Annotated in this window: 25 protein-coding genes and 3 pseudogenes; 18 read left to right on the top strand and 10 right to left on the bottom strand. The window is 63.4% G+C overall.

Features of this window, described 5'->3' with window-relative positions:
• Positions 1-188 precede the first annotated feature (188 nt).
• Positions 189-428, bottom strand: coding sequence for a DUF982 domain-containing protein (locus AC4P1R_RS08270; protein WP_069458367.1), 240 nt, complete (start codon positions 426-428; stop codon positions 189-191).
• 307 nt (positions 429-735) lie between these two features.
• Here AC4P1R_RS08270 and AC4P1R_RS08265 point away from each other — a divergent pair, with 307 nt between their 5' ends.
• Together AC4P1R_RS08265 and dusA are read left to right on the top strand one after the other, a co-directional pair.
• On the top strand, positions 736-984 hold the full coding sequence (locus tag AC4P1R_RS08265) for a hypothetical protein (RefSeq protein ID WP_069458368.1): 249 nt from the start codon (positions 736-738) through the stop codon (positions 982-984).
• Between the two features lie 186 nt (positions 985-1,170).
• Positions 1,171-2,295, top strand: a complete 1,125-nt coding sequence (dusA, locus tag AC4P1R_RS08260; RefSeq protein WP_151611969.1) for a tRNA dihydrouridine(20/20a) synthase DusA — start codon at positions 1,171-1,173, stop codon at positions 2,293-2,295.
• A 253-nt stretch (positions 2,296-2,548) separates the two neighbouring features.
• Here dusA and AC4P1R_RS08255 read toward each other — a convergent pair whose 3' ends face one another.
• Positions 2,549-2,761, bottom strand: coding sequence for a cold-shock protein (locus tag AC4P1R_RS08255; RefSeq protein ID WP_069458369.1), 213 nt, complete (start codon positions 2,759-2,761; stop codon positions 2,549-2,551).
• Between the two features lie 608 nt (positions 2,762-3,369).
• Here AC4P1R_RS08255 and AC4P1R_RS08250 point away from each other — a divergent pair.
• Together AC4P1R_RS08250 and AC4P1R_RS08245 are read left to right on the top strand one after the other, a co-directional pair.
• Positions 3,370-3,957, top strand: a complete 588-nt coding sequence (locus AC4P1R_RS08250; RefSeq protein ID WP_069458607.1) for a J domain-containing protein — start codon at positions 3,370-3,372, stop codon at positions 3,955-3,957.
• 117 nt (positions 3,958-4,074) lie between these two features.
• The gene (locus AC4P1R_RS08245) at positions 4,075-4,683 is read left to right on the top strand and encodes a hypothetical protein (protein ID WP_492177651.1); all 609 of its coding nucleotides are present in this window, start codon (positions 4,075-4,077) and stop codon (positions 4,681-4,683) included.
• 583 nt (positions 4,684-5,266) lie between these two features.
• Here the strand turns inward: AC4P1R_RS08245 and AC4P1R_RS08240 are convergent.
• The 3 genes and pseudogenes from AC4P1R_RS08240 to uvrB form a co-directional block, all read right to left on the bottom strand.
• A pseudogene (locus AC4P1R_RS08240) lies at positions 5,267-5,581 on the bottom strand (excinuclease ABC subunit UvrB); the annotation flags it as partial.
• A gap of 50 nt (positions 5,582-5,631) precedes the next feature.
• Positions 5,632-6,510, bottom strand: coding sequence for an IS4 family transposase (locus AC4P1R_RS08235; RefSeq protein ID WP_492177650.1), 879 nt, complete (start codon positions 6,508-6,510; stop codon positions 5,632-5,634).
• Positions 6,511-6,662: 152 nt separating this feature from the next.
• Positions 6,663-9,315, bottom strand: a pseudogene (uvrB, locus tag AC4P1R_RS08230) (excinuclease ABC subunit UvrB); the annotation flags it as partial.
• Between the two features lie 227 nt (positions 9,316-9,542).
• Here uvrB and AC4P1R_RS08225 point away from each other — a divergent pair.
• Positions 9,543-9,896: a DMT family protein gene (locus tag AC4P1R_RS08225; RefSeq protein WP_492177649.1), complete on the top strand. Its 354-nt coding sequence runs from the start codon at positions 9,543-9,545 to the stop codon at positions 9,894-9,896.
• A 134-nt stretch (positions 9,897-10,030) separates the two neighbouring features.
• Here the strand turns inward: AC4P1R_RS08225 and AC4P1R_RS08220 are convergent, their stop codons facing one another.
• Positions 10,031-10,417 (bottom strand): acyl-CoA thioesterase, encoded by a 387-nt coding sequence (locus AC4P1R_RS08220; RefSeq protein WP_069458373.1) that lies wholly within the window; start codon positions 10,415-10,417, stop codon positions 10,031-10,033.
• Between the two features lie 198 nt (positions 10,418-10,615).
• Here AC4P1R_RS08220 and AC4P1R_RS08215 point away from each other — a divergent pair, with 198 nt between their 5' ends.
• The 4 genes and pseudogenes from AC4P1R_RS08215 (at position 10,616) to AC4P1R_RS08200 (ending at position 15,593) form a co-directional block, all read left to right on the top strand.
• Positions 10,616-12,430, top strand: a complete 1,815-nt coding sequence (locus AC4P1R_RS08215; protein WP_151611967.1) for a methyl-accepting chemotaxis protein — start codon at positions 10,616-10,618, stop codon at positions 12,428-12,430.
• Between the two features lie 302 nt (positions 12,431-12,732).
• A pseudogene (locus AC4P1R_RS08210) lies at positions 12,733-13,119 on the top strand (Kazal-type serine protease inhibitor domain-containing protein); the annotation flags it as partial.
• Positions 13,120-13,311: 192 nt separating this feature from the next.
• Positions 13,312-14,535, top strand: coding sequence for an extensin-like domain-containing protein (locus tag AC4P1R_RS08205; protein ID WP_492177648.1), 1,224 nt, complete (start codon positions 13,312-13,314; stop codon positions 14,533-14,535).
• A 236-nt stretch (positions 14,536-14,771) separates the two neighbouring features.
• Positions 14,772-15,593: a sulfite exporter TauE/SafE family protein gene (locus tag AC4P1R_RS08200; RefSeq protein WP_069458374.1), complete on the top strand. Its 822-nt coding sequence runs from the start codon at positions 14,772-14,774 to the stop codon at positions 15,591-15,593.
• A gap of 86 nt (positions 15,594-15,679) precedes the next feature.
• Here the strand turns inward: AC4P1R_RS08200 and AC4P1R_RS08195 are convergent, their stop codons facing one another.
• On the bottom strand, positions 15,680-16,420 hold the full coding sequence (locus tag AC4P1R_RS08195; RefSeq protein WP_492177647.1) for an NIPSNAP family protein: 741 nt from the start codon (positions 16,418-16,420) through the stop codon (positions 15,680-15,682).
• Positions 16,421-16,507: 87 nt separating this feature from the next.
• Here AC4P1R_RS08195 and AC4P1R_RS08190 point away from each other — a divergent pair, with 87 nt between their 5' ends.
• The 8 genes from AC4P1R_RS08190 (at position 16,508) to AC4P1R_RS08155 (ending at position 22,151) form a co-directional block, all read left to right on the top strand.
• On the top strand, positions 16,508-17,140 hold the full coding sequence (locus AC4P1R_RS08190) for a TetR/AcrR family transcriptional regulator (RefSeq protein WP_492177646.1): 633 nt from the start codon (positions 16,508-16,510) through the stop codon (positions 17,138-17,140).
• A gap of 370 nt (positions 17,141-17,510) precedes the next feature.
• On the top strand, positions 17,511-18,401 hold the full coding sequence (locus tag AC4P1R_RS08185; RefSeq protein ID WP_492177645.1) for an MBL fold metallo-hydrolase: 891 nt from the start codon (positions 17,511-17,513) through the stop codon (positions 18,399-18,401).
• 11 nt (positions 18,402-18,412) lie between these two features.
• Positions 18,413-18,742, top strand: a complete 330-nt coding sequence (gene bigR / locus AC4P1R_RS08180; RefSeq protein WP_069458377.1) for a sulfite-sensing transcriptional repressor BigR — start codon at positions 18,413-18,415, stop codon at positions 18,740-18,742.
• Positions 18,742-19,149, top strand: a complete 408-nt coding sequence (locus AC4P1R_RS08175) for a YeeE/YedE family protein (RefSeq protein WP_151611966.1) — start codon at positions 18,742-18,744, stop codon at positions 19,147-19,149. The genes bigR and AC4P1R_RS08175 overlap by 1 nt, the downstream gene beginning before the upstream one ends.
• Positions 19,146-19,592 (top strand): YeeE/YedE family protein, encoded by a 447-nt coding sequence (locus AC4P1R_RS08170; RefSeq protein ID WP_069458379.1) that lies wholly within the window; start codon positions 19,146-19,148, stop codon positions 19,590-19,592. Before AC4P1R_RS08175 ends, AC4P1R_RS08170 begins: the two co-directional genes overlap by 4 nt.
• Positions 19,577-20,350 carry a sulfite exporter TauE/SafE family protein gene (locus tag AC4P1R_RS08165; RefSeq protein ID WP_151611351.1) on the top strand — a complete coding sequence of 258 codons (774 nt, stop codon included), beginning with the start codon at positions 19,577-19,579 and terminating at the stop codon, positions 20,348-20,350. Before AC4P1R_RS08170 ends, AC4P1R_RS08165 begins: the two co-directional genes overlap by 16 nt.
• A 116-nt stretch (positions 20,351-20,466) precedes the next feature.
• Positions 20,467-21,393, top strand: a complete 927-nt coding sequence (locus tag AC4P1R_RS08160; RefSeq protein WP_069458381.1) for an ABC transporter ATP-binding protein — start codon at positions 20,467-20,469, stop codon at positions 21,391-21,393.
• A complete protein-coding gene (locus tag AC4P1R_RS08155) occupies positions 21,390-22,151 on the top strand; it encodes an ABC transporter permease (protein WP_069458382.1) in 762 nt (253 codons plus the stop codon). The genes AC4P1R_RS08160 and AC4P1R_RS08155 overlap by 4 nt, the downstream gene beginning before the upstream one ends.
• A gap of 66 nt (positions 22,152-22,217) precedes the next feature.
• On the opposite strand, the gene AC4P1R_RS08150 is transcribed toward AC4P1R_RS08155, so the two are convergent.
• Positions 22,218-22,934, bottom strand: coding sequence for a Crp/Fnr family transcriptional regulator (locus AC4P1R_RS08150; protein WP_069458383.1), 717 nt, complete (start codon positions 22,932-22,934; stop codon positions 22,218-22,220).
• Positions 22,935-23,210: 276 nt separating this feature from the next.
• Between AC4P1R_RS08150 and AC4P1R_RS08145 the strand changes: the two genes are divergently transcribed.
• Entirely contained in the window at positions 23,211-23,459 is a 249-nt protein-coding gene (locus AC4P1R_RS08145) for a hypothetical protein (RefSeq protein ID WP_069458384.1), read from the top strand.
• A 26-nt stretch (positions 23,460-23,485) separates the two neighbouring features.
• On the opposite strand, the gene AC4P1R_RS08140 is transcribed toward AC4P1R_RS08145, so the two are convergent.
• Together AC4P1R_RS08140 and AC4P1R_RS08135 are read right to left on the bottom strand one after the other, a co-directional pair.
• A complete protein-coding gene (locus tag AC4P1R_RS08140; RefSeq protein ID WP_151611349.1) occupies positions 23,486-24,187 on the bottom strand; it encodes a TIGR02281 family clan AA aspartic protease in 702 nt (233 codons plus the stop codon).
• Positions 24,184-24,405 (bottom strand): DUF1289 domain-containing protein, encoded by a 222-nt coding sequence (locus tag AC4P1R_RS08135; RefSeq protein ID WP_069458386.1) that lies wholly within the window; start codon positions 24,403-24,405, stop codon positions 24,184-24,186. The genes AC4P1R_RS08140 and AC4P1R_RS08135 overlap by 4 nt, the downstream gene beginning before the upstream one ends.
• Positions 24,406-24,413: the final 8 nt, after the last annotated feature.

Below are 24,413 nucleotides of genomic sequence, written 5' to 3'. Positions count from 1 at the left end.
TATGAATGGGGCTTCTTCCTGCCCGTCGGCGAAGGTTTTGCAAACAATCACGGCTCGGTGTGCAAAGCCGCTGAACGACCGCCAGCGCGGCGCTACAGCGCCGCTTCATTTCGCACGCGCACGCTGCAACTCTTTGAAACCGGCGGATCGAGCTTCCGGCAGTCGGCCGCTGCGCCAGCCGACCATGTTCAATGCGCTGTCAGATGGGCTTCCTCGGCGGCGAACATGAAGAGCCGTCTTGCCTCGTCGGGCGTCCGTCGGCCGGCAATGGCCGCGCGGCAGGCGCTGCGTGCCGCGACGTAATAGGGACCCCGATGTGGCCACTGGCCGGCAAGGCACGCGAGCGCGTCGGACGGCCCCTTCACCGTGCGTACGTCGCCGCTGGTCAAGCCAAGTTCGATAGGTTGGTTCCACAACACTTGATGCATTCTTCTCCTCCTCGGGGCGCGACGGTCGAACGGCCGTCCATCGCGAAGTCGATATTGGCCCGGGCGAGGCGGCGCCGAATCCTGCGCTTTCCCCGCCCACACGAGCTTTATGCAAAACGTCTTCGGCCAAGCCCCGGTTCCGCGCAACTCCCCCGCGCGGGGTCGGGCCATGCGGGCCCAATGTAACCCAGGAACGGCGATTTGTCCGCAATTTTACCGCGATCGTAAGCGGCGGCAAAGCCCCTAAATTGCCGGGGTTCAAAGCGTTCGGCAGTCGGTTATTATCACGTCTGCTGGGGAGAATGGCATGATAGCGATTTCAGATATCCGATTGACCTGGTTGCCGTTGCGCAACGGGACCTACTGCGCCATGCTCGGCCGCCACGAAGTCGCCTTTGTCATGAGGCGCGAGTCGGCGAGCGACTGGGCCTGGCGGATTTCGCACTGTAACGGCACGCCGCAGACCGGCTTCAACTATGCGCCGACGCTCGAAGGCGCGAAGTCGGAAGTGCTGGCCGGCATACAGAATTGGTTCCGACAGGCGGGCCTCGAGTAGAAGCCCAGACGGCGTCTTCTCGGCCGGATTCGCGTGCCTGGGTGCGAGCGGCTGGCATTGTTTGGGGCATCGCTGTATATGAGCCGGACAGCCGGCCGCGCCTTGCCGGCGGATGCTTCCGCGTCTTGCAGAGGCGAGCAGCGGCGAACAGGAATAGCGGAACCAGACGTGGCACTCGACGCAATCATGCCCGCCGCAGCAGGCGGAAGACGGTATTTCCAGGCTCCGGTTTTCGCCGTGGCGCCGATGATCGACTGGACCGACCGCCATTACCGCTTTTTCGCGCGGCTGCTGTCGCGCCATGCGCTGCTCTATACCGAGATGATCGTTGCCGATGCCATCCTGCGCGGTGACCGGGAGAGGCTGCTCGGCCATGACGCCAGCGAGCATCCGCTTGCGTTGCAGCTTGGCGGTAACGATCCGGCAAAGATGGCGGAGGCGGCGCGGATCGCCGAAGGCCTCGGCTATGACGAGATCAACATGAATGTCGGCTGCCCGTCCGACCGGGTGCAATCCGGCACTTTCGGCGCCTGCCTGATGCAGGAGCCGGCTCTGGTCGCCGAATGCGTTGCGGCGATGAAGGCGGCGGTGAACGTCCCGGTCACCGTCAAGTGCCGCATCGGCGTCGACGAGCAGGACCCGGATGTGGCGCTGCGGGATCTCATCGCGCGCGTGACGGATGCCGGCGTGGATGGCGTGTGGGTCCATGCCCGTAAGGCCTGGCTGCAAGGTCTGAGCCCTCGGGAGAACCGCGAGCTCCCGCCGCTCGATTATGGCCTCGTGCATCGGTTGAAGGCGGAAAATCCGAATCTTTTCATCGGCCTCAATGGCGGTCTTCAGACGCTGAATCAGGCGCTTTTGCATGTCGATCCGCGCCTGCGGTCGGCGGAGACGCCAGCGGTCGAGCTCGGCGCCCCGCTCAATGGCGTCATGCTCGGCCGCGCCGCCTATCACGACAGCGGCCTCTTGACGGCCGCGGACGGCTATGTCGCCCATCCGCTGACCGGGGCTCCGCCCGTGCCGATCGCGCCGGACGCCTTCTCCGACCGCGATCACCGCCTGTCGCTCGATTTCTGGGCGGGCGTGCGCGACGCCATGGCGGACTACGCCGCCGGCCATATCGACAAGGGCGGCCGGCTGATCCACGTCACCCGCCACATGGTCGGCCTCTTTCAGGGCTGGCCCGGCGCCCGGCGCTATCGCCAGATCCTCTCCGCCGAGGCCACTCGTAAGGGCGCCGGTCCGCAGGTGATCCGCGCCGCGTTCGATGCGGTGTTCGAGGCCGTGACGGCAAGGCAGGCGGCGGAGTAGGTGATTGTCTTAGCCGGTGGCGACTCTCGCCCCCTTCGGCCCCGCTCCTCAGGTTAAACCCGAGGACTAAACCTCTCCCCGCAAGCGGGGCGAGGGGACTGTGTTGGCGCTTGCCGCGAGTCTCCTTCTCCCCGCTCGCGGGGAGAAGGTGTCCGGCAGGCCGGATGAGGGGGGCTTTGCCGAGCACCACGCCAACGAATAACGGCGCCTCTTGCGAAGCGCCGCTCATCAAGGTCCGGTCAGACCGTCAGGCTCAGATGGCCTGAAGGTTGACGGCCTTCGGGCCCTTGCCCATGCGGTCCGGCTCGGTGTCGAAGGAAACCTGCTGGCCATCCTTGAGCGTTGCGAGGCCGGCGGCCTGGACGGCGGAGATGTGGACGAAAACGTCCTTCGCGCCGCCTTCCGGCGTGATGAAGCCGAAGCCCTTGTCTTGGTTGAAGAATTTAACGGTGCCCTTGGTGGCCATGGAAGAAGTCCTTTTCCTTCAGTCTGTCAGTTGCCGCAACCCAACGATTTCGTATCACGCTTTGGCTGCTTTAGGTAGTGTGTTCGTGCCCCCAGAGGGATACGAACGAGTCGTCTTCAGCGTCTTGCCGCACCGCCCGTATCGGAAAGACGCGCAAGCAAGAACTAGAACCGCCGCATGAATTTTCCAGTCCTGGAATCAGGCGAGCAGCGCTGAAAGGCGTCGAGTGGTCACGATATCGGGGAAAAGACGTCTACGATGCCGCTTGCGGCAGACCCGACAAGGGCCGGGCTCAATACGAAAGTCCAGTCTCCGGGATTGAAATCGCCCGAACGCGGATAGCAGTGGCAGTGTTTTCGTCAAAAGGCAAGTGGAGAAATTTGCCTGCGTCGCAGAACACCGTGAAGCCCGGCCTAGCGCCATTTCCTTGGCTTCTTACGCGCGGAATGCGTATGGCAAATCCCGTGGATTGCCTCGTTTCGACCACATTTTCGTCGCGAGGCTCCTGTGAGCCTCGCTGTATCGGCGCGGGGTTGCTGCCGGCGCGGCGAACCGGTAGGTCTGGACCGGTTACGGAAAATGAAATCGACGAAGAGCAGGTGACCGGCGTGATCGATCCCTATGCCCTCCTTGGAATTGCGCGTGACGCCGACGAGCGGTCCGTCCGGACGGCCTATCGTCGCGCGGTGAAGACGGCGCATCCCGACCGCGGCGGCGATGCCGAAGCCTTCGGCAAGCTGCAGGCGGCCTACGAGCTCCTCAAGGATCCGGTGCGGCGCAAGGTCTTTGACGACACCGGCTACGATCCCCAGCTCGCCGACCCGAAGGACCTGAAGGGCCTGATGATGCTGGAAACCTTGGTCAACGAGTTCATCCTCGACGAGCGCGAGCCCGGCAGCTTCGATCCGGTCGCGGCGATGCGCAGAAAGCTCTCCGACGACATCGTCAAGAACCGCTTCCACATCCTGGAACTGGAGCGCCACCGCTCCCGCGTGCGCAAGCACCTCGACCGCCTCGGCCGGCGGCCGGAAACCGACGTGCTCGGTTCGATGCTGCGTGCGCGCAGCCAGTCGATCGCCGAGGCGATCAAGAATGCCGAGGCGCAGATTGAGGCGATCGAGCAGGCTTATTCGATGCTCGAGGGCTATTCCTATGAGTTGGAGGCCCTGGAAATGAAGGCGAACGCGGCGGAATAGCGCGCCTACTCGGCGCAGCGCCACGCGTGATGCCTTGGCGCCGCACCAACAGGGCTTGGCCGGTCGGCCTTACACCGGCCGCTCGTACTATCTATCCCCGTGCGTCTTGGACTGGCTTTGCGACTGACCTGCGCCAGGACCGCCTCGCGACACGCCTTTGCCATGGGCACTACCGGGGTTTGTCGGATCTCGTCCATTACCCCAGCCGTTATTGCCCTTTTCGCCGCCGCCGTTGCCACCATGATCGCCATTGCCGCCGTGGCCACCATTGCCGCCGCCGCCGCCGTTGCCGCCGCCGCCGTTGCCGCCGCCACCGTTGCCGCCGCCACCATTGCCGCCGCCGCCGTTGCCGCCGCCACCATTGCCGCCGCCACCATTGCCGCCGCCACCATTGCCGCCGCCGCCGTTGCCGCCGCCGCCGTTGCCGCCGCCACCGTTGCCGCCGCCACCGTTGCCGCCGCCACCATTGCCGCCGCCGCCGTTGCCGTTGCCACCATTGCCGTTGCCGTCATCGCCGCCGCGGTCATTGGGCGTCGATTGCAGGACGTTTCGAATAAGGGCCGTGCTCAATGGCGGACACTGCGCCAGTTGCCCCGCGCTAAGAATTTCCGTGCGGTTCAGCGCAATGCAGCAGAGTTCGTAATTGGACTCCGTAAGAGGACTGCACTGATCTGCAGTAAGAATCGGCCGTTCCATCGCCTGCCCACTTGCCGGGACCGGCGCTGATGCTAGAAAGCCAGCGGACAGTAATGCAACGCCGCTGCTCGTAAGAAGTGATGGTAGGACACGCATGTTCGTTTCTCCTAAATTAGTATTACCTAATCGAAATACGAGCAAGAATGTTCCGCGATGCCCTCAGAAAGTTAGTTAAATTTTAGGGGAATTGCCCGCTGCAACTACGTGGAATTGTGAACAATGCGTCCGATTGTCACCAGCGGTAGCAGATACATTTGTCCTGCGAGTAGGGAGGGTTGCCCGCTGCGGCTGCGCAAGGAGACGCTCGATGTCGCCAAGGCCCGCTTCGACCTCGACCGAACGCGCATCATCTCGGTCGTCGGCGCAAACCGACGTGCTCGGCTAGCCGTGCGGCGTCGAGGCGGATAAGAAAGCCGGTCGCGCAAGATAGGGGCGGTGGTCTGGATCAGGAGCGCAACGGGTGGAGTTGGCGCCGTTGCGACGAGTTCAATCCTGCAGCGCCGCCCGTCCAATCAGACGCGAAAAGGCCGTTGTAGCACTTGAATCGCCGCATGCGGCCAGTCGGCCGCCGACGCGAACAAGAATGCCGAGGCGCAGATCGTGGCGATCGCGCTCACCGCCCCGGTCGGCCCGTCTTCCCCTTCGTCCGCCCCTTGCGCCGTTTCTCCTCCGCCGGATCCTCATAGGAGCCGACGCCCGGCTTGGCACGGTTGAGAACCGGCTTTTCCGGGACCTTGCCGACGACTGGCTTCTCGGTCCGGCCGACGGTCATCTCGTCGAGCGAATTCTTTCGGAACAGCGTGCGACCTTCGCCGGCTGGGACCGCCACGTCGCGGCCCATTTCATCGAGGTCGGGCTTGCGAAAGAGGGGGCGTTCGGTGTCGGTGCCTGGGCCCATGTTGCCGAGATCGGGTTTCTGGAAGAGGGATTTGCTCTCCGTGGTGGTGGATCCTCGGCTCGAGGCCACTGCTGTCCGGTTCAACTGAATGACAGCGGCAAAGAGATTTGGCGTAGATCACGTTGCGCTGGCGGCTTGGGCTTTCGCAGCGTGTTGATGGATCTGCAATGCATGATGTTGAGACGAACAAGCCTTGCCCCGATCCTGTCGGACAGGATGCCCCCGGCTTGGTCGGCGGGCTGTTCGGCGGCGATGTCGACGAGGGTATTGCTCTTGAGCCTTGTGACGAAGCGTGCGCCTCGTCTGTCGATCTCGGCCCACCATGCGAAGTCATAATAGGCGAGATCGAAGACATAGGTGACGCCCGGGATAACGTCGATCGCCTTGGCCGGGACGATGTCGTTGGTCTTCTGGCCGGTCAGCGTCATGTCGAGGGGCACGTCGTCTTGCGGGTCATAGCAGACGTGCAACTTGATGGCTCTTTTGCCGCCGATCATGTCGGCCCAGCCGTCGTATAACGAGGAGACCTGGACGCGTGTGGCATCGAGCAGGCGCACGGTGTCGCTGATGTGACGGCGGGTCCTTCGGCTGGCGGTGGCGGCCATGTGGGAAAACAGGTCGGCAAACAGGGCTGCCGGACGCCTGGCATTGGCATCAGCGAGGGTGGCACGCGCCACGCCGCGCCCACCGACGTGATAAAGCCGCGCCTCATGACTGAGAAGCCCGGCTTCGATCTCGCGCAAGCTTGTTGCGCCCGAAAGCTGGCCAAACAGGAGTGCCAGGAACTGACTCTTTGTCGTCAACCGGCGCACCCGGTGGTCTGCTTTGTGCTCATCCACAAGCCGGTCGAACACCGCCCACGGAACATGCTGTTGAAGCTGATGAAAAACGCTATTCTCATGCCGCATGACATTGATCCCCTGCTTGTGTCCAGAACGCCGCGAAACGTCTGAAACCAAGTAGAATCAATGTCATACGCCTTGTCCACAAATTTAAACCGGACAGCAGTGGCTCGAGGCCGAGGATGACGGAGAGACGGGGGAGGCAGGGGAGGAGACACCCTTGCGGCCTTCGGCGCTCCGCGCCTCTTGTTTTCTTTTCCCGGTCGCGCCTTCGGCGCTCCGCGCCTCTTCCCTTGCCATCGGGTCGTCGAGCACGGCCAATTCCGCCGCCTTGAGCCGCTTGATCTCGTCGCGGAGTCTTGCCGCGGTTTCGAAGTCGAGGTCGGCGGCGGCGTCGCGCATCTGTTTTTCCAGCGCGTTGAGATGCGCCTGCAGATTGTTGCCGACGAGGTGGCCGGCCTCGGCAAAACCCTTGCCGGCGACGCCTGAGATATCGGCGCGGACGTGGTCGCGCTCGTAAACCGAGTCGAGGATGTCGGAGATCTTCGCCTTTACCGATTCCGGCGTGATGCCGTGCTCGGCATTGTAGGCCATCTGCTTCTCGCGGCGGCGGCCGGTCTCGGCCATAGCCCGCTGCATCGAGCCGGTGATCGTGTCGGCATAGAGGATGACCTTGCCGTCGACGTTGCGGGCCGCGCGGCCGATCGTCTGGACGAGCGAGGTTTCGGAGCGCAGGAAACCTTCCTTGTCGGCATCGAGGATGGCGACGAAGCCGCATTCGGGAATGTCGAGGCCCTCGCGCAGCAGGTTGATGCCGACCAGCACGTCGAAGGCGCCGAGGCGCAGGTCGCGGATGATCTCGATGCGCTCCAGCGTGTCGATATCCGAATGCATGTAGCGGACGCGGACGCCCTGTTCGTGCAGGTATTCCGTCAGGTCTTCGGCCATGCGCTTGGTCAGCACGGTGACGAGCGTGCGGTAGCCGGCGGCGGCGGTGGCGCGTATCTCGCCGAGCACGTCGTCGACCTGGGTCTTGGCCGGGCGCACCTCGACCGGCGGATCGATGAGGCCGGTCGGGCGGATCACCTGCTCGGCGAAGACACCGCCGGACTGCTCCAGTTCCCAACCGCCGGGCGTCGCCGAGACGGCGATCGTGTCCGGCCGCATCGCATCCCATTCCTCGAAGCGCAAGGGCCGGTTGTCCATGCAGGAGGGCAGGCGGAAGCCGTATTCGGCGAGCGTCGCCTTGCGGCGGAAGTCGCCACGATACATGCCGCCGATCTGCGGAATGGTGACGTGGCTCTCGTCGATGAAGATGATGGCGTTGTCCGGGATATATTCGAACAGCGTCGGCGGCGGCTCGCCCGGCTTGCGGCCGGTCAGGTAGCGCGAATAGTTTTCGATGCCCTGGCAGGAGCCAGTGGCCTCCAGCATTTCGAGATCGTAGCGGGTGCGCTGTTCCAGCCGCTGCGCTTCCAGCAGGCGGCCTGCCTTTTCCAGTTCCTCCAGCCGAAAGGCCAGTTCCTCCTTGATCGCCTTGATGGCGGCATTCAGCGTCGGCCGCGGCGTCACATAGTGCGAGTTGGCGTAGATCTTCACCGATTTCAGGTCGCCGGTCTTCTGGCCGGTGAGCGGGTCGAATTCGGTGATCGCGTCGATCTCGTCTCCGAACATGGAGATGCGCCAGGCGGCGTCCTCCAGGTGGGCGGGGAAGATCTCGATCGTGTCGCCGCGCACACGGAAGGAGCCGCGCTGGAAATCCATGTCGCGGCGCTTGTATTGCTGTGCCACCAGGTCGGCGAGCAATTGCCGCTGGTCGAGCCGGTCGCCGACGCTCATCTGGAAGGTCATGGCGGTATAGGTCTCGACCGAGCCTATGCCGTAGATGCACGAGACCGAGGCGACGATGATGACGTCGTCGCGTTCGAGCAGCGAACGGGTCGCCGAGTGGCGCATACGGTCGATCTGCTCGTTGATCGAGGATTCCTTCTCGATATAGGTGTCCGAGCGCGGGACGTAGGCCTCCGGTTGGTAGTAGTCGTAATAGGAGACGAAATACTCGACCGCGTTGTCCGGAAAAAAGTTCTTGAACTCGGAATAGAGCTGCGCCGCGAGCGTCTTGTTCGGCGCCAGGATCACCGCCGGGCGCTGCGTCGCCTCGATCACTTTCGCCATCGTAAAGGTCTTGCCCGAGCCGGTGACGCCGAGCAGCACCTGATTGCGCTCGCCCGAGGAGAGGCCGTCGACGAGATCGGCGATCGCCGTCGGCTGGTCGCCGGCCGGCTGGTAATCCGATTGCATCCGGATTTCGATGCCGCCCTCCGACTTGTCCGGCCGCGCCGGCCGGTGCGGTGTCCAAAGCTTGCCGTCCTTGAAGAGCGGATTGCCGCTCTCGATCAGCGCGGCAAGCGCCTCGACGGTTGCGGTGACGCCACTTCCTGCGCTCACGGCCGCATCGCCCTCCGGGCTGGCCTCCGCCCGATCTTCCTTTTGCGTGCCTTTGGCGTCGCGGGAGGACGCCGGACGGCCGGCGACGGACGCTTGTCCGCCACGCTTCGCTTTGGAGTTCCCTTGGCTACCGATGCCGAGTCGCTGCGCTTCCTCGAGAGAGATGTCGAGGCCGGCAACAGGGTTGAGCCCGGCGGCGGCGCGCGTCTTCGGATCGGTCGAACCGCCCATGGAGGTGCCGCGGGCGGATTTGGATGCCGATATTTCCACCTTCTTCCGGTGCTTGCCTGCCTTGGAGGCGACCTCGCGCCGGCTCTCGAAAGCGGAGGATTCCGCCTCGGCCTCGAGCTGCTTCACCCAGTCGGAGACGTTGCCGGAAAGCGGCACGCCGGAAAGCGGCGCCTGCGGCGTTTCCTCGAAGCCGCTGGGTTGCTTGGGGGGATCTTTCGGAGACTTCTTGGGTTCCTGGGCCATGGCGGGGAATATGGAGAGACTCCGCTCGAAAGGGAAGGGGGAAGGAGTACAAAAGGGAAACGCGAGGCTGGTTTTCCGGGGAACTGCGGGCTCAGGATTCGCCGCTCGGCCGGTGGTCATCGCTCGAGGGCGTCGCGGCGCTTCGCACGAAGCTATGAAGCCGCTTGCCGCCGTCAGGTCCGCCCGGCATCTTCCGTGCAGTGATTCGCTTCCCACCCGAGGATTCCATGCCCTTCGCCATCAATCCCGCCTATGTCTGGCCGGTGCTGCTGCTGCTCGTCTCCAATGTGTTCATGACCTTCGCCTGGTATGGGCACCTGAAATTCACCCATTCGCCGCTTGCCATCGTCATCGTCGCGAGCTGGGGTATCGCCTTCTTCGAATATTGGCTGGCGGTGCCGGCCAACCGCATCGGCCATGCGGTCTATTCGGCGGCGCAATTGAAGACGATGCAGGAGGTGATCACGCTCGCCATCTTCGTTGTCTTCTCGGTGTTCTGGCTGAAGGAGCCGATCGGCTGGCACCAGCTCATCGGGTTTGCGCTGATCGCGGCCGGGGCGTCGTTTATTTTCAAGGGATAAGCGCGGGAATTTTTGGCCGCAACTCTGCCCCTCATTCCCTGCCGGGAGCTTCTCCCCGCGAGCGGGGAGAGGGCCAGTCCTCGGGTTAAACCCGAGGAGAGGGGCGATCTCAAGTCGAAGCGAATGTGGAAAGCCTATTCCTCCGGGACCGGCGTCGGCTTCCCGTTCGCGTCGAGCGCCACCATCACGAAGAGGGCGTCGGTGACCTTTTCCATCACATGCGAGAGATAACGCTGCGCCCAGGCCTCGACCTTCAGCGTCATCGAGGTGCGGCCGACCGTGACGATATCGGTATAGATGCAGAGCGTGTCGCCGATCTTCACCGGCAGGGCGAACGCCATTTCCTTGACGGCGGCGGTGACGACGCGGCCGCGGGCGCGCTCGGCGGCGCGGATGCCGCAGGAAAGGTCCATCTGCGCCATCACCCAGCCGCCGAATATGTCGCCGGCGGCATTGGCATCGCCCGGCATCGCCAGCGTACGCAAGGTCAGTTCACCGTTCGGCTTGATCGCTGCGGTCATTCGGCCTGTCTCCCGTTTCCCCCGCAGGTTTAGCGCAGGACAGCCGGCGCAGGGAAGAGGCTCCGACTGCCGCTGCAGCGATCGTCGATCCTGAGCCGATCCTAATATTTTGGGGGGTTCTGTTAGGACCTTCGCAAAACCCCGCTTCTATACTGCAGGCTCTAGCATATGTGGGAGACTTTCTCGTTGGAGGGGATGATGAAGAGATTTTCGATTGCCGCGCGGCTCTATGCGCTGGTGGCCATTGCGCTGCTCGCCATGGCCGCCGCTCTGGTCTTCGGCCTGTTCGAGGCCGACAGGCAGCTGGTGGCCGAGCGCAAGGCGATGCTTGCGGCGATGAACGACAATGCGATCGCGATCTTCGACTCCTACCATAAGCTGGAGGTCGCCGGGACGATGTCGCGCGAGGAAGCGCAGCAGCGGGCGCTCGAGGTGGTCAAGGCGATGCGCTATCAGGACAGCGGCTACTTCTGGGTCAACGACATGCATCCGACGATGGTGATGCATCCGATCAAGCCGGAACTGGATGGCCAGGACCTCTCCCAGAACAAGGATCCACACGGGAAATTCCTCTTCATCGAATTCGTCAAGACGGTCGAGAGCCAGGGCAAAGGCTTCGTCGATTACCATTGGCCGAAACCGGGCGCGGACGAGCCGGTGCTGAAATATTCGCATGTGGCCGGTTTCAAGCCCTGGGGTTGGGTCGTTGGCACTGGTGTCTATGCCGACGACCTCGCGGCGATGTTCCGCAACGGAGCCCTGGAGGTTGCCGCGCTTCTTGCCGCGGCTGGACTGGTGACCATCGCCGCGGCGCTGGCAATCGTTCGCAGCGTCGTGCGTCCGGTCGACAGGCTGAAGACTTCGATGCGGGCGATCGCCGACGAGGACCTTTCCGCCGAGGTTCCGGAAACTGACCGCGGCGACGAGATCGGGCAGATGGCGAAGGTGCTCGTCGTCCTCCGTGACTCGGTGAGGGAACGGCTGGATCTGCGCTCGCGTGAAGCGGAGCAGCAGGACCGGCTCGACGCCGAACGGCGCGGCAACGAGGAGCGCCAGCGCTCGGCGGCCGCTTCGCAGGCGGAAGCGATGGACACGATCGGCGCGGCCTTGGAGCGGCTGGCTGCCGGCGACCTCACCGCCGAGGTCGCGCGCATCGCGCCGGAATACGGCAAGCTGAAGGACGACTTCAACGCGGCCGTCTCTGCGCTGCGTGACGTCATCGGCGCCATTTCGCATTCGACCGAAGTGGTTTACGGCAGTGCCGGCGACATTTCCGAGGCCGCGAACAACCTGGCGCGGCGGACGGAGCAGCAGGCAGCCGCGCTCGAGGAAACCGCGGCCGCGCTCGACGAGATCACTTCGACCGTCCGCCATGCGTCGGACCGGGCGCTCGAAGCGCGCGACATGGTGAACGAGACGAAGGCGAGCGCGGCGAAATCCGGCGGCATCGTCCGCAACGCCGTCGACGCCATGGGGCGGATCGAGAGCTCTTCCAACCGGATCAGCCAGATCATCGGCGTGATCGACGAGATCGCCTTCCAGACGAACCTGCTGGCGCTCAATGCCGGCGTGGAGGCAGCGCGGGCCGGCGAGGCGGGGCGCGGCTTTGCGGTCGTCGCCCAGGAAGTGCGCGAACTGGCCCAGCGCTCGGCCGGCGCCGCCAAGGAGATCAAGGAACTGATCAACGCCTCGGTCCACGAGGTCGGCGCCGGCGTGGAACTCGTCCGCTCCACCGGCGACGCGCTGATGGAGATTGAAACGCTCGTCAATCGCGTGAACGAGCAGGTCGCCTCGATAGCCACGGCCGCCAAAGAACAGGCGACCGGCCTCCAGGAGGTCAACACGTCCGTCAATAGCATGGACCAGATGACCCAGCAGAATGCGGCGATGGTCGAGGAGACGACGGCCGCGAGCCAGATGCTGGCGCAGGAGAGCCGCGAGCTGAAGTCCCTGCTGCAAAGGTTCCATCTGCGGGAGCAGACCAGGCAGGCGGCCTACGGCAAGGCCGCCTGACAAAGGCTGCTGCCCATTCGAAAATCCGGCCCGCGTTCGAAAGGACGCGGGCTTTTTCGTCGGAGCCGAATTCGCATGGAACCGGTTGTCACCTACCGTGTTCGGTTGGAGTGCATCCAAAAGTTTTATCAGAATGCCAGGGGCAACCGGGCCGAGGAAGAGGTCGGTCTCTAGCCCGCATTTCTCACACTCCTTGCGCCCTGCGTTGAATTGTGGCGAGTTGCATACGGGCGAAAGCCGCGAAAAGCGTAGCCCGTCAAGGAGTGTGAGAAATGCGGGCCAGCCCCACCGAGGAGGATACGATGTCGACCATTGGGCTTCTCGCGCCGCGCGGCGCCGCCATTCTGCTGTCGCTCGGCTTGCTTTCCGCCTGCACCGTGGTTGTGGAGGAGCCGCGTCCCGGGCCAAGGCCGTTGCCGCAGGTGTGTACGATGGAATATGCACCCGTTTGCGGCCAGCGCGGCGATCTCCTGCGCACCTTCCCGAATGCCTGCCACGCGCGTGTCGACGGCTTCCGTGTCGTGCATCGCGGCGTGTGCCGCGAGGATTTCCGCCCGGTGACGCCGCGGTTATGCACCCGCGAATACGCGCAGGTCTGCGCCGTGCGCGGCAGGCAGGCCGAGACCTTCGCCAATGCCTGCATGGCCCGTGCAGACGGGTTCCGGGTCGTCCATCGCGGCGAATGCCGGTGAGGAGGGCAGGTCTGCGGAATGAGGGGGGAAGGTTTGCAAGGCTTCGTTTACTCTGTTTGCATAAAGTCGGCCGAACTGTCAGTTTTTCGGCCGCGTGCCCGCCTGGCGACATAGCCGGCGTTCACCTTCGGGCCGTGGGGTGCATCGGCGGAGCGCAGAGCCTCGCCACGGACGAAGGCGGCAATGGGTATGGCGTATGTTTCTCTTCTCCACCGGCCCTTGGCGGCGCTGCTTCTCTCCGCTTCGCTTGTGGCCTGCACGACCGACGTGCTTTCCCCGTCTGCGAGGATCGATTCCGCTTCCAGGGTCGGGGCAATCAGATCGAGCCGCGTTCCGGCCAATCCGGAGCAGGAACTGACGGCTGCCTATCCGGCAAAGCCGGTTCCGTCCTTCAGCGGGACGGCGGATGCCGCAATGGAGGCCGGTCCGGGCGGGCAGGGGAGGTTACCGATGATCGACAGCGATCCTCCGGCAGCGATGTCGGCAAGCGCCGGCCCGATGAGCATTCCGCCTGAAGGCGTGAACATGGATCCGATGCTGGGTGTCGAGCCGGTGGTCGGGCTTGCCGAGGAGCAGTCGAACCAGATCGCCGAGGGCGGGACGGCGCAGCCGGTGGTCGGCGGGATCGGCGAGGACACTGTGCGCCAGCTCGGCGGAACGGCGGCATCGCCGGCCCCACAGCAGGCGGAGCTCGGCTACGATCCCGACCTGCCGCCGCTGGCGCCTGCGCGGAGCCCGGCCGGGGCCGCAGGGACGATGCGTTCTCCCGTCCAGCAGCGACGCACGGAGGAGCCGCAGCAGGTGGCCTTCCTGCCGCGCGCCCGCAATCCGCTGGCCGCGCCGGAATATACCGGACGGATGCCGGCTTCAGAAATTGCCTGCCGGCAGCAACTGAAAAAGCTCGGCGTCGTCTATCGCGACCTGCCGCGCATCCATGACGGACCGTCCTGCGGCATCGACTATCCGATCGAACTCAGCGGCCTTTCCGGAAATATCGACGTGAAGCCGGCAGTGAGACTCAACTGCCAGGTCACAGCGGCCTTTGCGCAGTGGGTGAAATACGAGCTCGCGCCGTCCTCGCGCTATCGCTACTGGTCGGGGGTCAAGACGATCCGTCCGCTTGGCGGCTATTCGTGCCGCACGATGAACTCGCGGCGGGGCAATCCGATGTCCGAGCATGCGCGCGGCAACGCGATCGATGTCGGCAAGTTCGTGCTGAAGAACGGCAAGCAGATCGACGTGCGCAGGAAGGGCTTCTTCGCCTTCCGCGAACGCGGGCTCCTGAAGGCGGTGCGCGCCGATAGCTGCAAATATTTCCACACCGTGCTCGGCCCCGGTAGCGATCCGTTTCACAAGGACCACTTCCACTTCGACTTGAGGACCCGCAAGTCCGGCTACCGGCATTGCGATTAGTGAAGGTCGCCTAAGCCTGTGGCGGATCGCACCAGTGCGGATAAAAAAGGCCGGCAGGGTGCGCCGGCCGAAAGACCCGGAGCCTGTTTCAGAGGGAAGGCACCGGTGCAAATCACGGGAGCGAGGTCGCTCCAGCGGCTCAAAGGTGATTGAAAAGCATCACCGTTTCGTGACAGTGGTGGCCGCTCCATAACGGGCCACGTCCGTTGCCCGCTTCAGCGCCCTGGGAATTTTGCATGCCGCCGATTTCGGAACTGATGATGTTCGCGCTGGCGCTGGCTGCGGCCGGTGTGGTTGCGGGCGTGCTCGCCGGCCTGTTCGGCATCGGCGGCGGCGCGATCCTGGTTCCGGTCTTCTATCAGGTCTTCGGTCTGCTCGGCGTCGACGATGCGGTGCGGATGCATCTGTCCGTCGGCACGTCGCTCGCGATCATCGTGCCGACATCGGTGCGTTCCTTCCTCTCGCATTACCGGCGCGGGGTCGTCGACATCGATCTCCTGCGCAACTGGCTTCTTGCCGTGCCGCTCGGCGCCGTTCTCGCCACGGTGATCGCGGCCTATGTCAGCAGCGAAACACTGCGACTGATCTTTGCGGTCATCGCGCTGGCCATCGCCTTCCGGATGATCTTCAACCGGGCAAGCTGGCGCATCGGCAAGGATCTTCCGAACAATCCGGTGAAGTGGCTGGTCGGCGTGGCGATCGGCGTCCTCTCCGGACTGATGGGAGTCGGCGGCGGGGTGCTGAACAACACCTTCATGACTCTCTACGGCCGGCCGATCCACCAGGCGGTCGCGACATCCTCCGGCGTCGGCGTGCTGATCTCGATCCCGGGCCTGTTCGGCTATGTCTGGGCCGGCTGGGGGGAGGCGGGGCTGCCGCCGCTTTCGACCGGCTTCGTCAATTGGATCGCCGTGGGGCTGATTATCCCGATCACGCTCCTGGTCGCGCCGGTCGGCGTGGCGCTCGCCCATGCCATGGGCCGGCGCCAGCTCGAGGCCGGCTTCGGCATTTTCATGACGCTGATCGCGTTTCGGTTCTTCTATAGCCTCTATGGCTGAGCAGATTGCGCGATCTTGACCAACGAATTGTGTCGCGGCGTCGAAGGCGACCCTTGTCTATGTGCCGTTGGGCGGGGCCGATAAGACTAGCGCACCAGCGATCGTGACGTCGGCGAAAGTCTCAGCACCTCGGTGGCCCGCCATGTGCGCTGGCTGATCTGCGGCTCGATTTCCTCCGCCCACTGCCTCGAGGCTGCCAGGGCGCCACGGTGGGTGGCGTAGGCTTGCGGCGTAGAAAACCGGAGAAGAGCCACAAAAACCGCTTCTCCTTGCCGCACCGGCAGCCTTGGAAAGGTGTTGGCGCTGTGTTCGCTCACGAAGGAGGCAGGGACAGTCGCTCCGCTTTCGAGAAGCGGCAAGCGGACCTTATCCTCGAAGAACGCGGCAAAAGCCTCCTCCTTGCCGGGAGCAGTGTAATGGATCGCGCAGAGAAAGATCGCTGACGACTGCGCAGTGCTGTCGGGGCGCGGCCGCTCGGGGGCTGGTAGCTGAAAACTCGAATCAAGTCGGGCGGGGCGTAGCAGCAGAACGTTGTCGGAATTGACCATTGTGCCGTTGGCGACGTCGCGATGCTTTGCCCAGACGGGTCCTCCGTAAAAGCGGCCGAGCGCTTCCGCTCGCGTTTCCATGTTCGCAAAGCCCCGCAGCCAAACGAAGCTGTCGGTTTCATCGAGATCACGGAATTGAGCCGCCACATGCATGCCGGCCTCCTCCTGTGTCTCCAGGAATTCTCGATCGAAGACATCGATCAGCGTTTCCCGCGCACCCGGATGGAGGCGGTACTGGCGGAGCTCGAAGACCTGGGCTGCAGCTGCGGTGTTTCGCATCGATTTCTTGCCTCCAAACAGGATGATTGTCCTGTTCGAATACAGGTCAGTTGTCCTGTTTGTCAAGCCGTGCTACAGAACGCACCGATGGCGAAACGTCTGAACAAGCGAAGATCGAACGATCCTGAAGGGGTAAGGAAGCGGATTGTCGACACCGCTTTTACCGCCTTCAGCTCGCGCGGCTACGGCGTTACCAGCGTGCAGGACCTGAAGGCGGCGGCTGGCGTAACAGGGGGAGCCTTTTCACATCACTTCCCGACCAAGAAAGAATTGGGGCTTGCGGTATTGCACGGCAACGTCGCCGACGCTGTCGAAGAAACGTGGATCAAGCCGGTCATGGAGGCCAAGACGGCATCCGCCGGCGTGGAAGCCATATTCGCCAGGATTATCCGAGAACTGGATCAACAGGGCTTTGTGTCGGGATGCCCGCTCGGCAATATGGTGAGCGAACTGGCCAGGCAGGATGACGACATGCGCAAGGCCGCAAGCACAATCCTAGAGAATTGGAGAAGAGAGCTTGCGCAAAAGATCCACGCCGACCAACTCGCCGGCCACTGCGCCCATCTGGACGCCGAGACCGCGGCAAACTTCATAATCGCATCCTATTGGGGTGCAATGGCGATCGCCAAGGCAAGCCAAAATAGTTCCGCTCTCAAAGACTGTAGCCGGGAGCTGTTGAGATACCTCGAGCTCCGTCCAAGTCAGCGATCATGCCCTTAGTGACGCCGTTTTGAGGCGAATGTGCGAGGTTTGCGCTTGCCAGCAAGGTCCGTCGGCCTTGAAGCGGGCGTGTCGGCGCCATTCTTCGGACGAGCGGCCGCCAGTGCTCTAATTCGTGCACTGGGGTCGAAGATCGGACCCGATTCCGGAAAGCGCGATGCACAAGTCTCAAAGACTGACACGCTTTGCCTGCGGCGCCATGCAATACCATATGTGATCGCGTTCTGGCTCGTGGCCGTGCGATAATTCCTGCTTTCAGCGCTCCGTTACAGGCACTGCGGTCAAATTGCCGCAGCTCTGCAACGGACTTGTTCGGGAAGTCAATATACATTATATTTAAGTGTATATTGATCGCAAAACGGAGGCACCAATGCCTGCAGCAGCAACTGCGAGACCGGATGTCAAAGGCTTCTACGAGGAGCGTACCGGCAGCATCCAATATGTGGTTTCGGATCCGCTGACCAAGCGTTGCGCCATCATCGACCCGGTGCTCGACTTCGACGAGAAGTCGGGCGCCACGGCGACGGTGCAGGCGGACCGGATCCTCGATTACGTGGCCGGGAAGGGGCTGACGGTCGAATGGATCCTCGACACTCATCCCCATGCCGACCATTTTTCGGCCGCCGCCTATCTGAAGGAAAAGACCGGGGCGCCGACGGGGATCGGATCGGAAGTGGTGCGCGTCCAGAGGCTGTGGAAGGGTATCTATAATTGGCCCGAGCTCCAAACGGACGGGTCGCAATGGGACCATCTCTTCGCCGATGGCGAGCGCTTCTCCGTCGGTTCGATCGCCGGGCAGGTCATCTATTCGCCGGGCCATACGCTCGCCTCCGTCACCTATGTGGTCGGCGACGCCGCCTTCGTTCACGACACGATCTTCATGCCCGACAGCGGCACGGCGCGTGCGGATTTTCCCGGCGGCGATGCGCGGCAATTGTGGCGTTCGATCAGCCGGATTCTCGCCCTGCCGGACGAAACCCGTCTCTTCACCGGGCATGACTACCAGCCGGACGGCCGCGAGGCGCGCTGGGAAAGCACGGTCGGCGAGGAGAAGCGCTCCAATCCGCATCTCGCCGGCATGACCGAGGATGCCTTCGTCGAATTGCGCGAGGCACGCGACAAGACGCTGCCGATGCCGAAGCTGATCCTGCATGCGCTGCAGGTGAATATCCGCGGCGGCCGACTGCCTGAACCGGAGTCGAACGGCGCGCGCTATCTGAAATTTCCCATCAATGCGCTGCAGGGCGCGGCATGGGACTGAAAGGAACAGGCATGAGAAGTGTGTTGAAGATCCCGGAGATCTCTCCGGACATGGGCGAGCGGGCAGGCGAGGCGGCGACGCTCCTGAAGACGCTCGCCAACCACAATCGGCTGATGATCGTCTGCACGCTGGTCGAAGGCGAGTATTCGGTCAGTCAACTGGAAGAGATGCTCGGCATACATCAGCCGACGCTTTCGCAGCAGCTGACGGTGCTGCGTGAGGCCGGCTTCGTCGCAACGCGGCGCGACGCCAAACATGTCTTCTACCGGCTGACCGATGACAAGGCCGCACGGCTGGTCACGGCGCTCTACGACATCTTCTGCGGCGAGGACACGAAATGATGGCGACCTATGCCAGCGGATTGCTGGGTGGAATGCTGATAGGGCTCTCGGCCGTGATCCTTGTCGTTTCAAATGGCCGGGTGGCGGGTGTCAGCGGCATTGCCGGACGCCTGTTGCAGGGTGTGCAAACGGCGACCGGCACGGCCTTTGTCCTCGGATTGATCCTGGGTCCGGTTCTCTACCGCCTGTTCCTCGGCGAATGGCCGGCGGTCGTGCTGGTGGCGTCCTGGCCGATCGTCGTCGCGGGCGGCCTGCTGGTCGGCTACGGATCGCGCATGGGCTCCGGTTGTACCAGCGGCCACGGCGTCGTCGGGCTCGCCCGGCTATCGCGCCGGTCCATGGCGGCGGTCGGCACCTTCATGGCCACGGCAGTCGCAACGGTCTACCTGATGGGGTTCTTCCAATGAACAGAAATGCAGCTTGTCGCATTGCCGCGGCCCTGGTCTCGGGCGCGATTTTCGGACTTGGTCTTTCCATTTCGGGAATGCTGAACCCGGCCCGGGTGCGCGGCTTTCTCGACATCACCCGCGACTGGGATCCGACGCTCGCCTTCGTGCTCGCGGGCGCCGTGATCGTATCGGCCGCCGGCATGGCGCTCGTGCGCCGCATGCCAAGGCCGCTCCTCGACGATCGTTTTCACCTGCCTGAGACGCAGGTTATCGATCGGAGGCTTATCGTCGGCTCGGCGATCTTCGGCGTCGGTTGGGGCTTGGTCGGGCTCTGCCCCGGCCCGGCGCTGGCATCTCTGTCGCTGGGCCTGCCGGCCACCGTCCTCTTCGTCGCCGCAATGCTTGCCGGGATGGTGGCGCATGATCGCCTGCAGGGAGCGCGGCTATGGCAGCGGGTGTGACAGCTGCAATCGCTTCCGGTGGGCTCGTCGGTTTTTCGCTGGGATTGCTCGGGGGCGGCGGCTCGATTCTTGCCGTGCCGCTCCTGCTCTACGTGGTCGGCGTCGGCGGCACGCATGTGGCGATCGGCACGAGCGCCTTTGCCGTCTCGGCGAGCGCGCTGGCGAATTTCGCCGGTCACGCGCGAGCCGGGCATGTTTGGTGGCGCTGCGCCATCGTATTTGCCCTCATCGGCACATTGGGTGCGCTTGTCGCGTCCTCCGTCGCCAAGCTGGTCGATGGCGAGAAGCTGCTCTTCCTCTTCGGCCTCGTCATGGTGGCCGTCGGACTGGCCATGCTGTGGCCGCGGCGTGCGACGGACGGCGAGCCGCGTCCGGTCGATGCGCGGATGTGCTGGCTGACCGCGGCGGTGGCGCTGGCGACCGGTACGCTTTCCGGATTCTTCGGCATCGGCGGCGGCTTTCTGATCGTGCCGGGCCTGATTGCCGCGACCGGAATGCCGATGATCAATGCGATCGGCTCGTCGCTGTTGGCGATCAGCGCATTCGGCCTGGCGACGGCGCTGAACTACGCCGCGTCCGGCTTCGTGGATTGGAGGGTTGCCGGGGAATTCATCGGCGGCGGTATTCTCGGCGGTGCCGCAGGCATCGTGGCGGCGCGGCGGATGTCGGCCCGAAAGGGCGTTCTCAACCGGCTGTTCGGGGTGCTCGTCCTGTGCGTCGCCGGTTACATTCTGCTGAAGGGCACGGGCCGTGCCTGATCCGGGTCGCTGCCGGTTGACGGAGCGTCGCTGCTAAATTTGCCCGGGACGGGCTGAAAATCTCCGTGAATCGGCCCATATAGAAGCGGCACTCCCACCGTTTCCGGATCCATTTCATGGCGCCCATCGTTTCCGTTTCGAATTTGTCGAAGACCTATGCCTCCGGCTTTCAGGCGCTGAAAGGCGTCAGCCTGGACATCGAGGAGGGCGAGATTCTCGCTCTGCTGGGGCCGAATGGCGCCGGCAAGACGACGCTGATCTCGATCGTTTGCGGCATCGTCAATCCGAGCGGGGGCCGGGTGGCGGTCAATGGCTTCGATGTCGTGCGCGATTTCCGCCAGACTCGATCGATGATCGGGCTGGTTCCGCAGGAACTGACGACGGACGCCTTCGAGACCGTCTGGAACACCGTCTCCTTCTCGCGCGGGCTGCACGGCAAGAAGCCCGATCCCGCCCATATCGAAAAGGTGCTGAAGGATCTCTCGCTCTGGGACAAGAAGGACAACATGCTGCGCGAGCTTTCGGGTGGCATGAAGCGGCGCGTGCTGATCGCCAAGGCGCTGTCGCACGAACCGCGCGTGCTCTTTCTCGACGAGCCGACCGCCGGCGTCGACGTCAACCTGCGCAAGAGCATGTGGGAGGTCGTGGAAAGGCTGCGTGCCTCGGGCGTGACCATCATCCTGACGACGCACTACATCGAGGAGGCGGAGGAGATTGCCGACCGCATTGCGGTCATCAATGGCGGCGAGATCCTGCTGGTGGAAGAGAAGGCGGCGCTGATGACGAAGCTCGGCCGCAAGCAATTACGGGTCGATCTGGCGCAGCCGATCGACAAGGTCCCGGAAACGCTGTCGTCCTACAGCCTGTCGCTCGAGGAAGGTGGGCAGCGCCTCATTTACGACTATGACACGAGCGCTGAGCGGACCGGCATCACCACTCTGCTCGCCGCGCTTTCAGAGGCGGGGATCAGGCTCAGGGATATCTCGACGCATCAGAGTTCGCTCGAGGATATTTTCGTGGAAATCGTGGAGGCGGGGCAATGAACTTCGAGGCGGTCAAGTCCATCTATTTCTTCGAGATGGCGCGTACGCGCCGCACGCTTCTGCAGAGCGTGGTGTCGCCGGTGATTTCCACCTCGCTCTATTTCATCGTCTTCGGGGCAGCGATCGGCGAACGGATCCAGCAGATCGACGGCGTCTCCTACGGGGCCTTCATCACGCCGGGCCTGATGATGCTGACGCTCCTCACGCAGTGCGTCGGCAACGGTTCCTTCGGCATCTACTTCCCCAAATTCACCGGCACGATCTACGAGGTCCTGTCCTCGCCGATCTCCATGATTGAAATCGTGCTCGGTTACGTCGGAGCGGCGGCTACCAAGGGGCTCATGATCGGCACGATCATTCTCGCGACTGCATCCCTCTTCGTCGATCTCAGTATCGCCCATCCGGTCGCCATGCTGTTCTTCTTCGTGCTGACGGCAATAACCTTCAGCCTGTTCGGCTTCATCATCGGCATCTGGGCGAAGGACTTCGAGCAGTTGAACCTCATCCCGATGCTGGTTGTCCCGCCGCTCGTCTTTCTCGGCGGCAGCTTTTACTCGATCGACATGCTGCCGCCCTTCTGGCAGGCCGTCAGCCACTTGAACCCGGTGCTCTACCTGATCAGTGGCTTCCGCTGGAGCTTTTTCGAAGTCTCCGACGTCAGCCCGCTCGCGAGCGCGGCGATCATTCTCACGTTTTTGGCGCTCTGCCTGTCGGTTCTGACCTGGATCTTCCGGACAGGCTACAGGCTCAGGAGTTGACAACGATGGCGAGCCCGACGGAGTCGCTGGGCTCCTCTCGGGCGGCATCTGAAAACTAAACTCAATTTAGAAGAGTCCGATCATGAGGCGCCGGTATTCCGCTTCCGGCTTGCCGTAGGCGTCCCGCGCGAATTCTTCGAGGGCTGGCCGGTTCCGGATGATGATCTGCCCCCGCAGAGAACGAATGAACCCGTTTCCTTCGAGAATGTGCAATGATGTCGTGACACTCGGCCGACGGACTGCCAGCATTAGCGAGATGAATTCGTGCGTGAGCGGGATTTGGTCGCCGGGCACCCGGTCGTGGCACATGAGGATCCAGCGGGCGAGCCTCTCATCGACACCATGGACCGCGTTTGAGACCGCTGTGTAAGTGAGCTGGATCGAGAAAGCCTCAATGCACCGGATCATCACCCGGTTGAAGTTCCTGTTGTGCTCCATGCCGCGGCGGAACGACGCGAAATTCATCCTGTAGGCATCCCCGCCGATTTGCATGATCACGTCATGCGCGCTGAGCTCCACGCCTGTGGCAGCCGAAGTCGGAACGTATCCTTCGCTGCCGAAAATGCCGGCCTCGGCCTTGTTGCTCTCGGGTGTGGTGGCAACAAGCGAGCCAATCCCGGATGTGAGATAGTAGATATGATCAATGGGTTCGCCCGCTCTTGCCAGAAACGCACCGCGCGACAGATCGACATATTGGAGATCGGATGCGATCTGGCTGTAGTCCGCCTCGGGGAGCATCGCCAACAGCTGATTGCGCATCGGGCTCGGCAAAGACGGCGTCATCAGTTTTGCCCCTTCTGGAGCGAGGACCAGTTGCCCCTCTGTCGCTCGCGGCTGCTCGCGAGGCGATTGTTTCACAATAGCATGGTCGCGGTTCGCCGCCCATTCCTTGCACCGGGTTGCAACTGCAGCTCCTGATCGGCGGTCTTTTCCTGGTGACGATGCCTGCGTACGGTATTAAACGCTTATCACCAGAAACTCCTGAAAGACTCGCGATTTTGCCGAAGCGGCGTAGAGTGACCATGCTACCCGTCCGGTAGCGGCCCACAAGGAGTTGGGATGACAGCCGCTCAAGATTTCACGTTCGATCCGATCGGTCCCAATGAGCTGGAACTGATCGATAAGATTTTCCAGGTGGAACTGCAGGTGCGGAGGATCTCGCGCAAGTGCGCTGAAGCCGAAGCCCTCGCTGCAAGGCTGATCCACGCCTATCAGTCCGGGATTCGCAACGCCGACGCGTTGAGCGCCCTGGCGAGGTCGAACCGTCACCACCGCACCGGCTACCACCACCGCACCGACCGATTGTGATCCGCCGAAACCTACTGCCGTTGGTATCAGTCCTTCAGCCGCAATTCGTCGCTTCGCATCTGCAGAAAGTCGAGACTGGAGAGAAAACTCATCCCGAGCAGACTGCGGTCGAGCCTGCTCTCGGCTGCCACCATGGCACGGACATTCGTTCGCACGATCGGGCCGATCGCGATTTCCTTCAGGACCACCGGGGCGGCAAGGGCAGGCCCGTTCGCCGTCATCACCGTGACGGTATAGGCGAGATTCTCCGGATCGAGGCCGATCCTCTGGGCGTCTCGGTAGGTGAGTGCGATGCTGCTTGCTCCGGTGTCGACGATCATGCTGACCGGCTGGCCGTTGACCGTCATATCGGCCTGGAAGTGGCCGTCGATCCGCTTCTGGAGCACGACTTCCGACTGGCCCTCGCTGTCCGTGACCACCATGGTCCGGCCAGGTACGAGGCCGGAGAGAACCCGATCGCCGAAGGACTGCAGGTCGTAGCGGTAGACATAGGCCGAGGCGAGCCCGAGGGCGATGAGGATCCAGATGGCCAAAAGGCGCACTGCCTCGCCGAAGTGCTGCCGGCCGCGCAGCACGGCGGCGCTCAGCAGAGTCGCCAGCGCCGCAAGCGCGACGAGCCTGCCGAAGTCGTCATTGTTCATGCCGAGGGTCTGGCCGCTATCGTGATTGAAGATCAGCAGGGCGAGGCCGATGCCCAGAATCGCCAGCAGAAGCGTCAGACGGTTCATGCGCCACTTCGTTCCCGCGCCAGCCGCGTTCGGCGCGTTTCCCGCCGCGGCTTGCGCTCCACGCTTTCAAGTCGTTGAGGCAGCATCTGCATGATGCTGTGCCGCTCGGCGTCGGTATAGAGCGTCCAGGAGCCGATTTCGTCCCGCGTCCGCCCGCAACCGAAGCAGTAGCCGGTTCTATCGTCGATCGAACAGACGAGAATGCAAGGAGATTCCATTGTCTTGG

Source organism: Sinorhizobium sp. Y406 (assembly GCF_058732025.1).
This window is presented reverse-complemented; position numbering and strand designations above follow the sequence as displayed.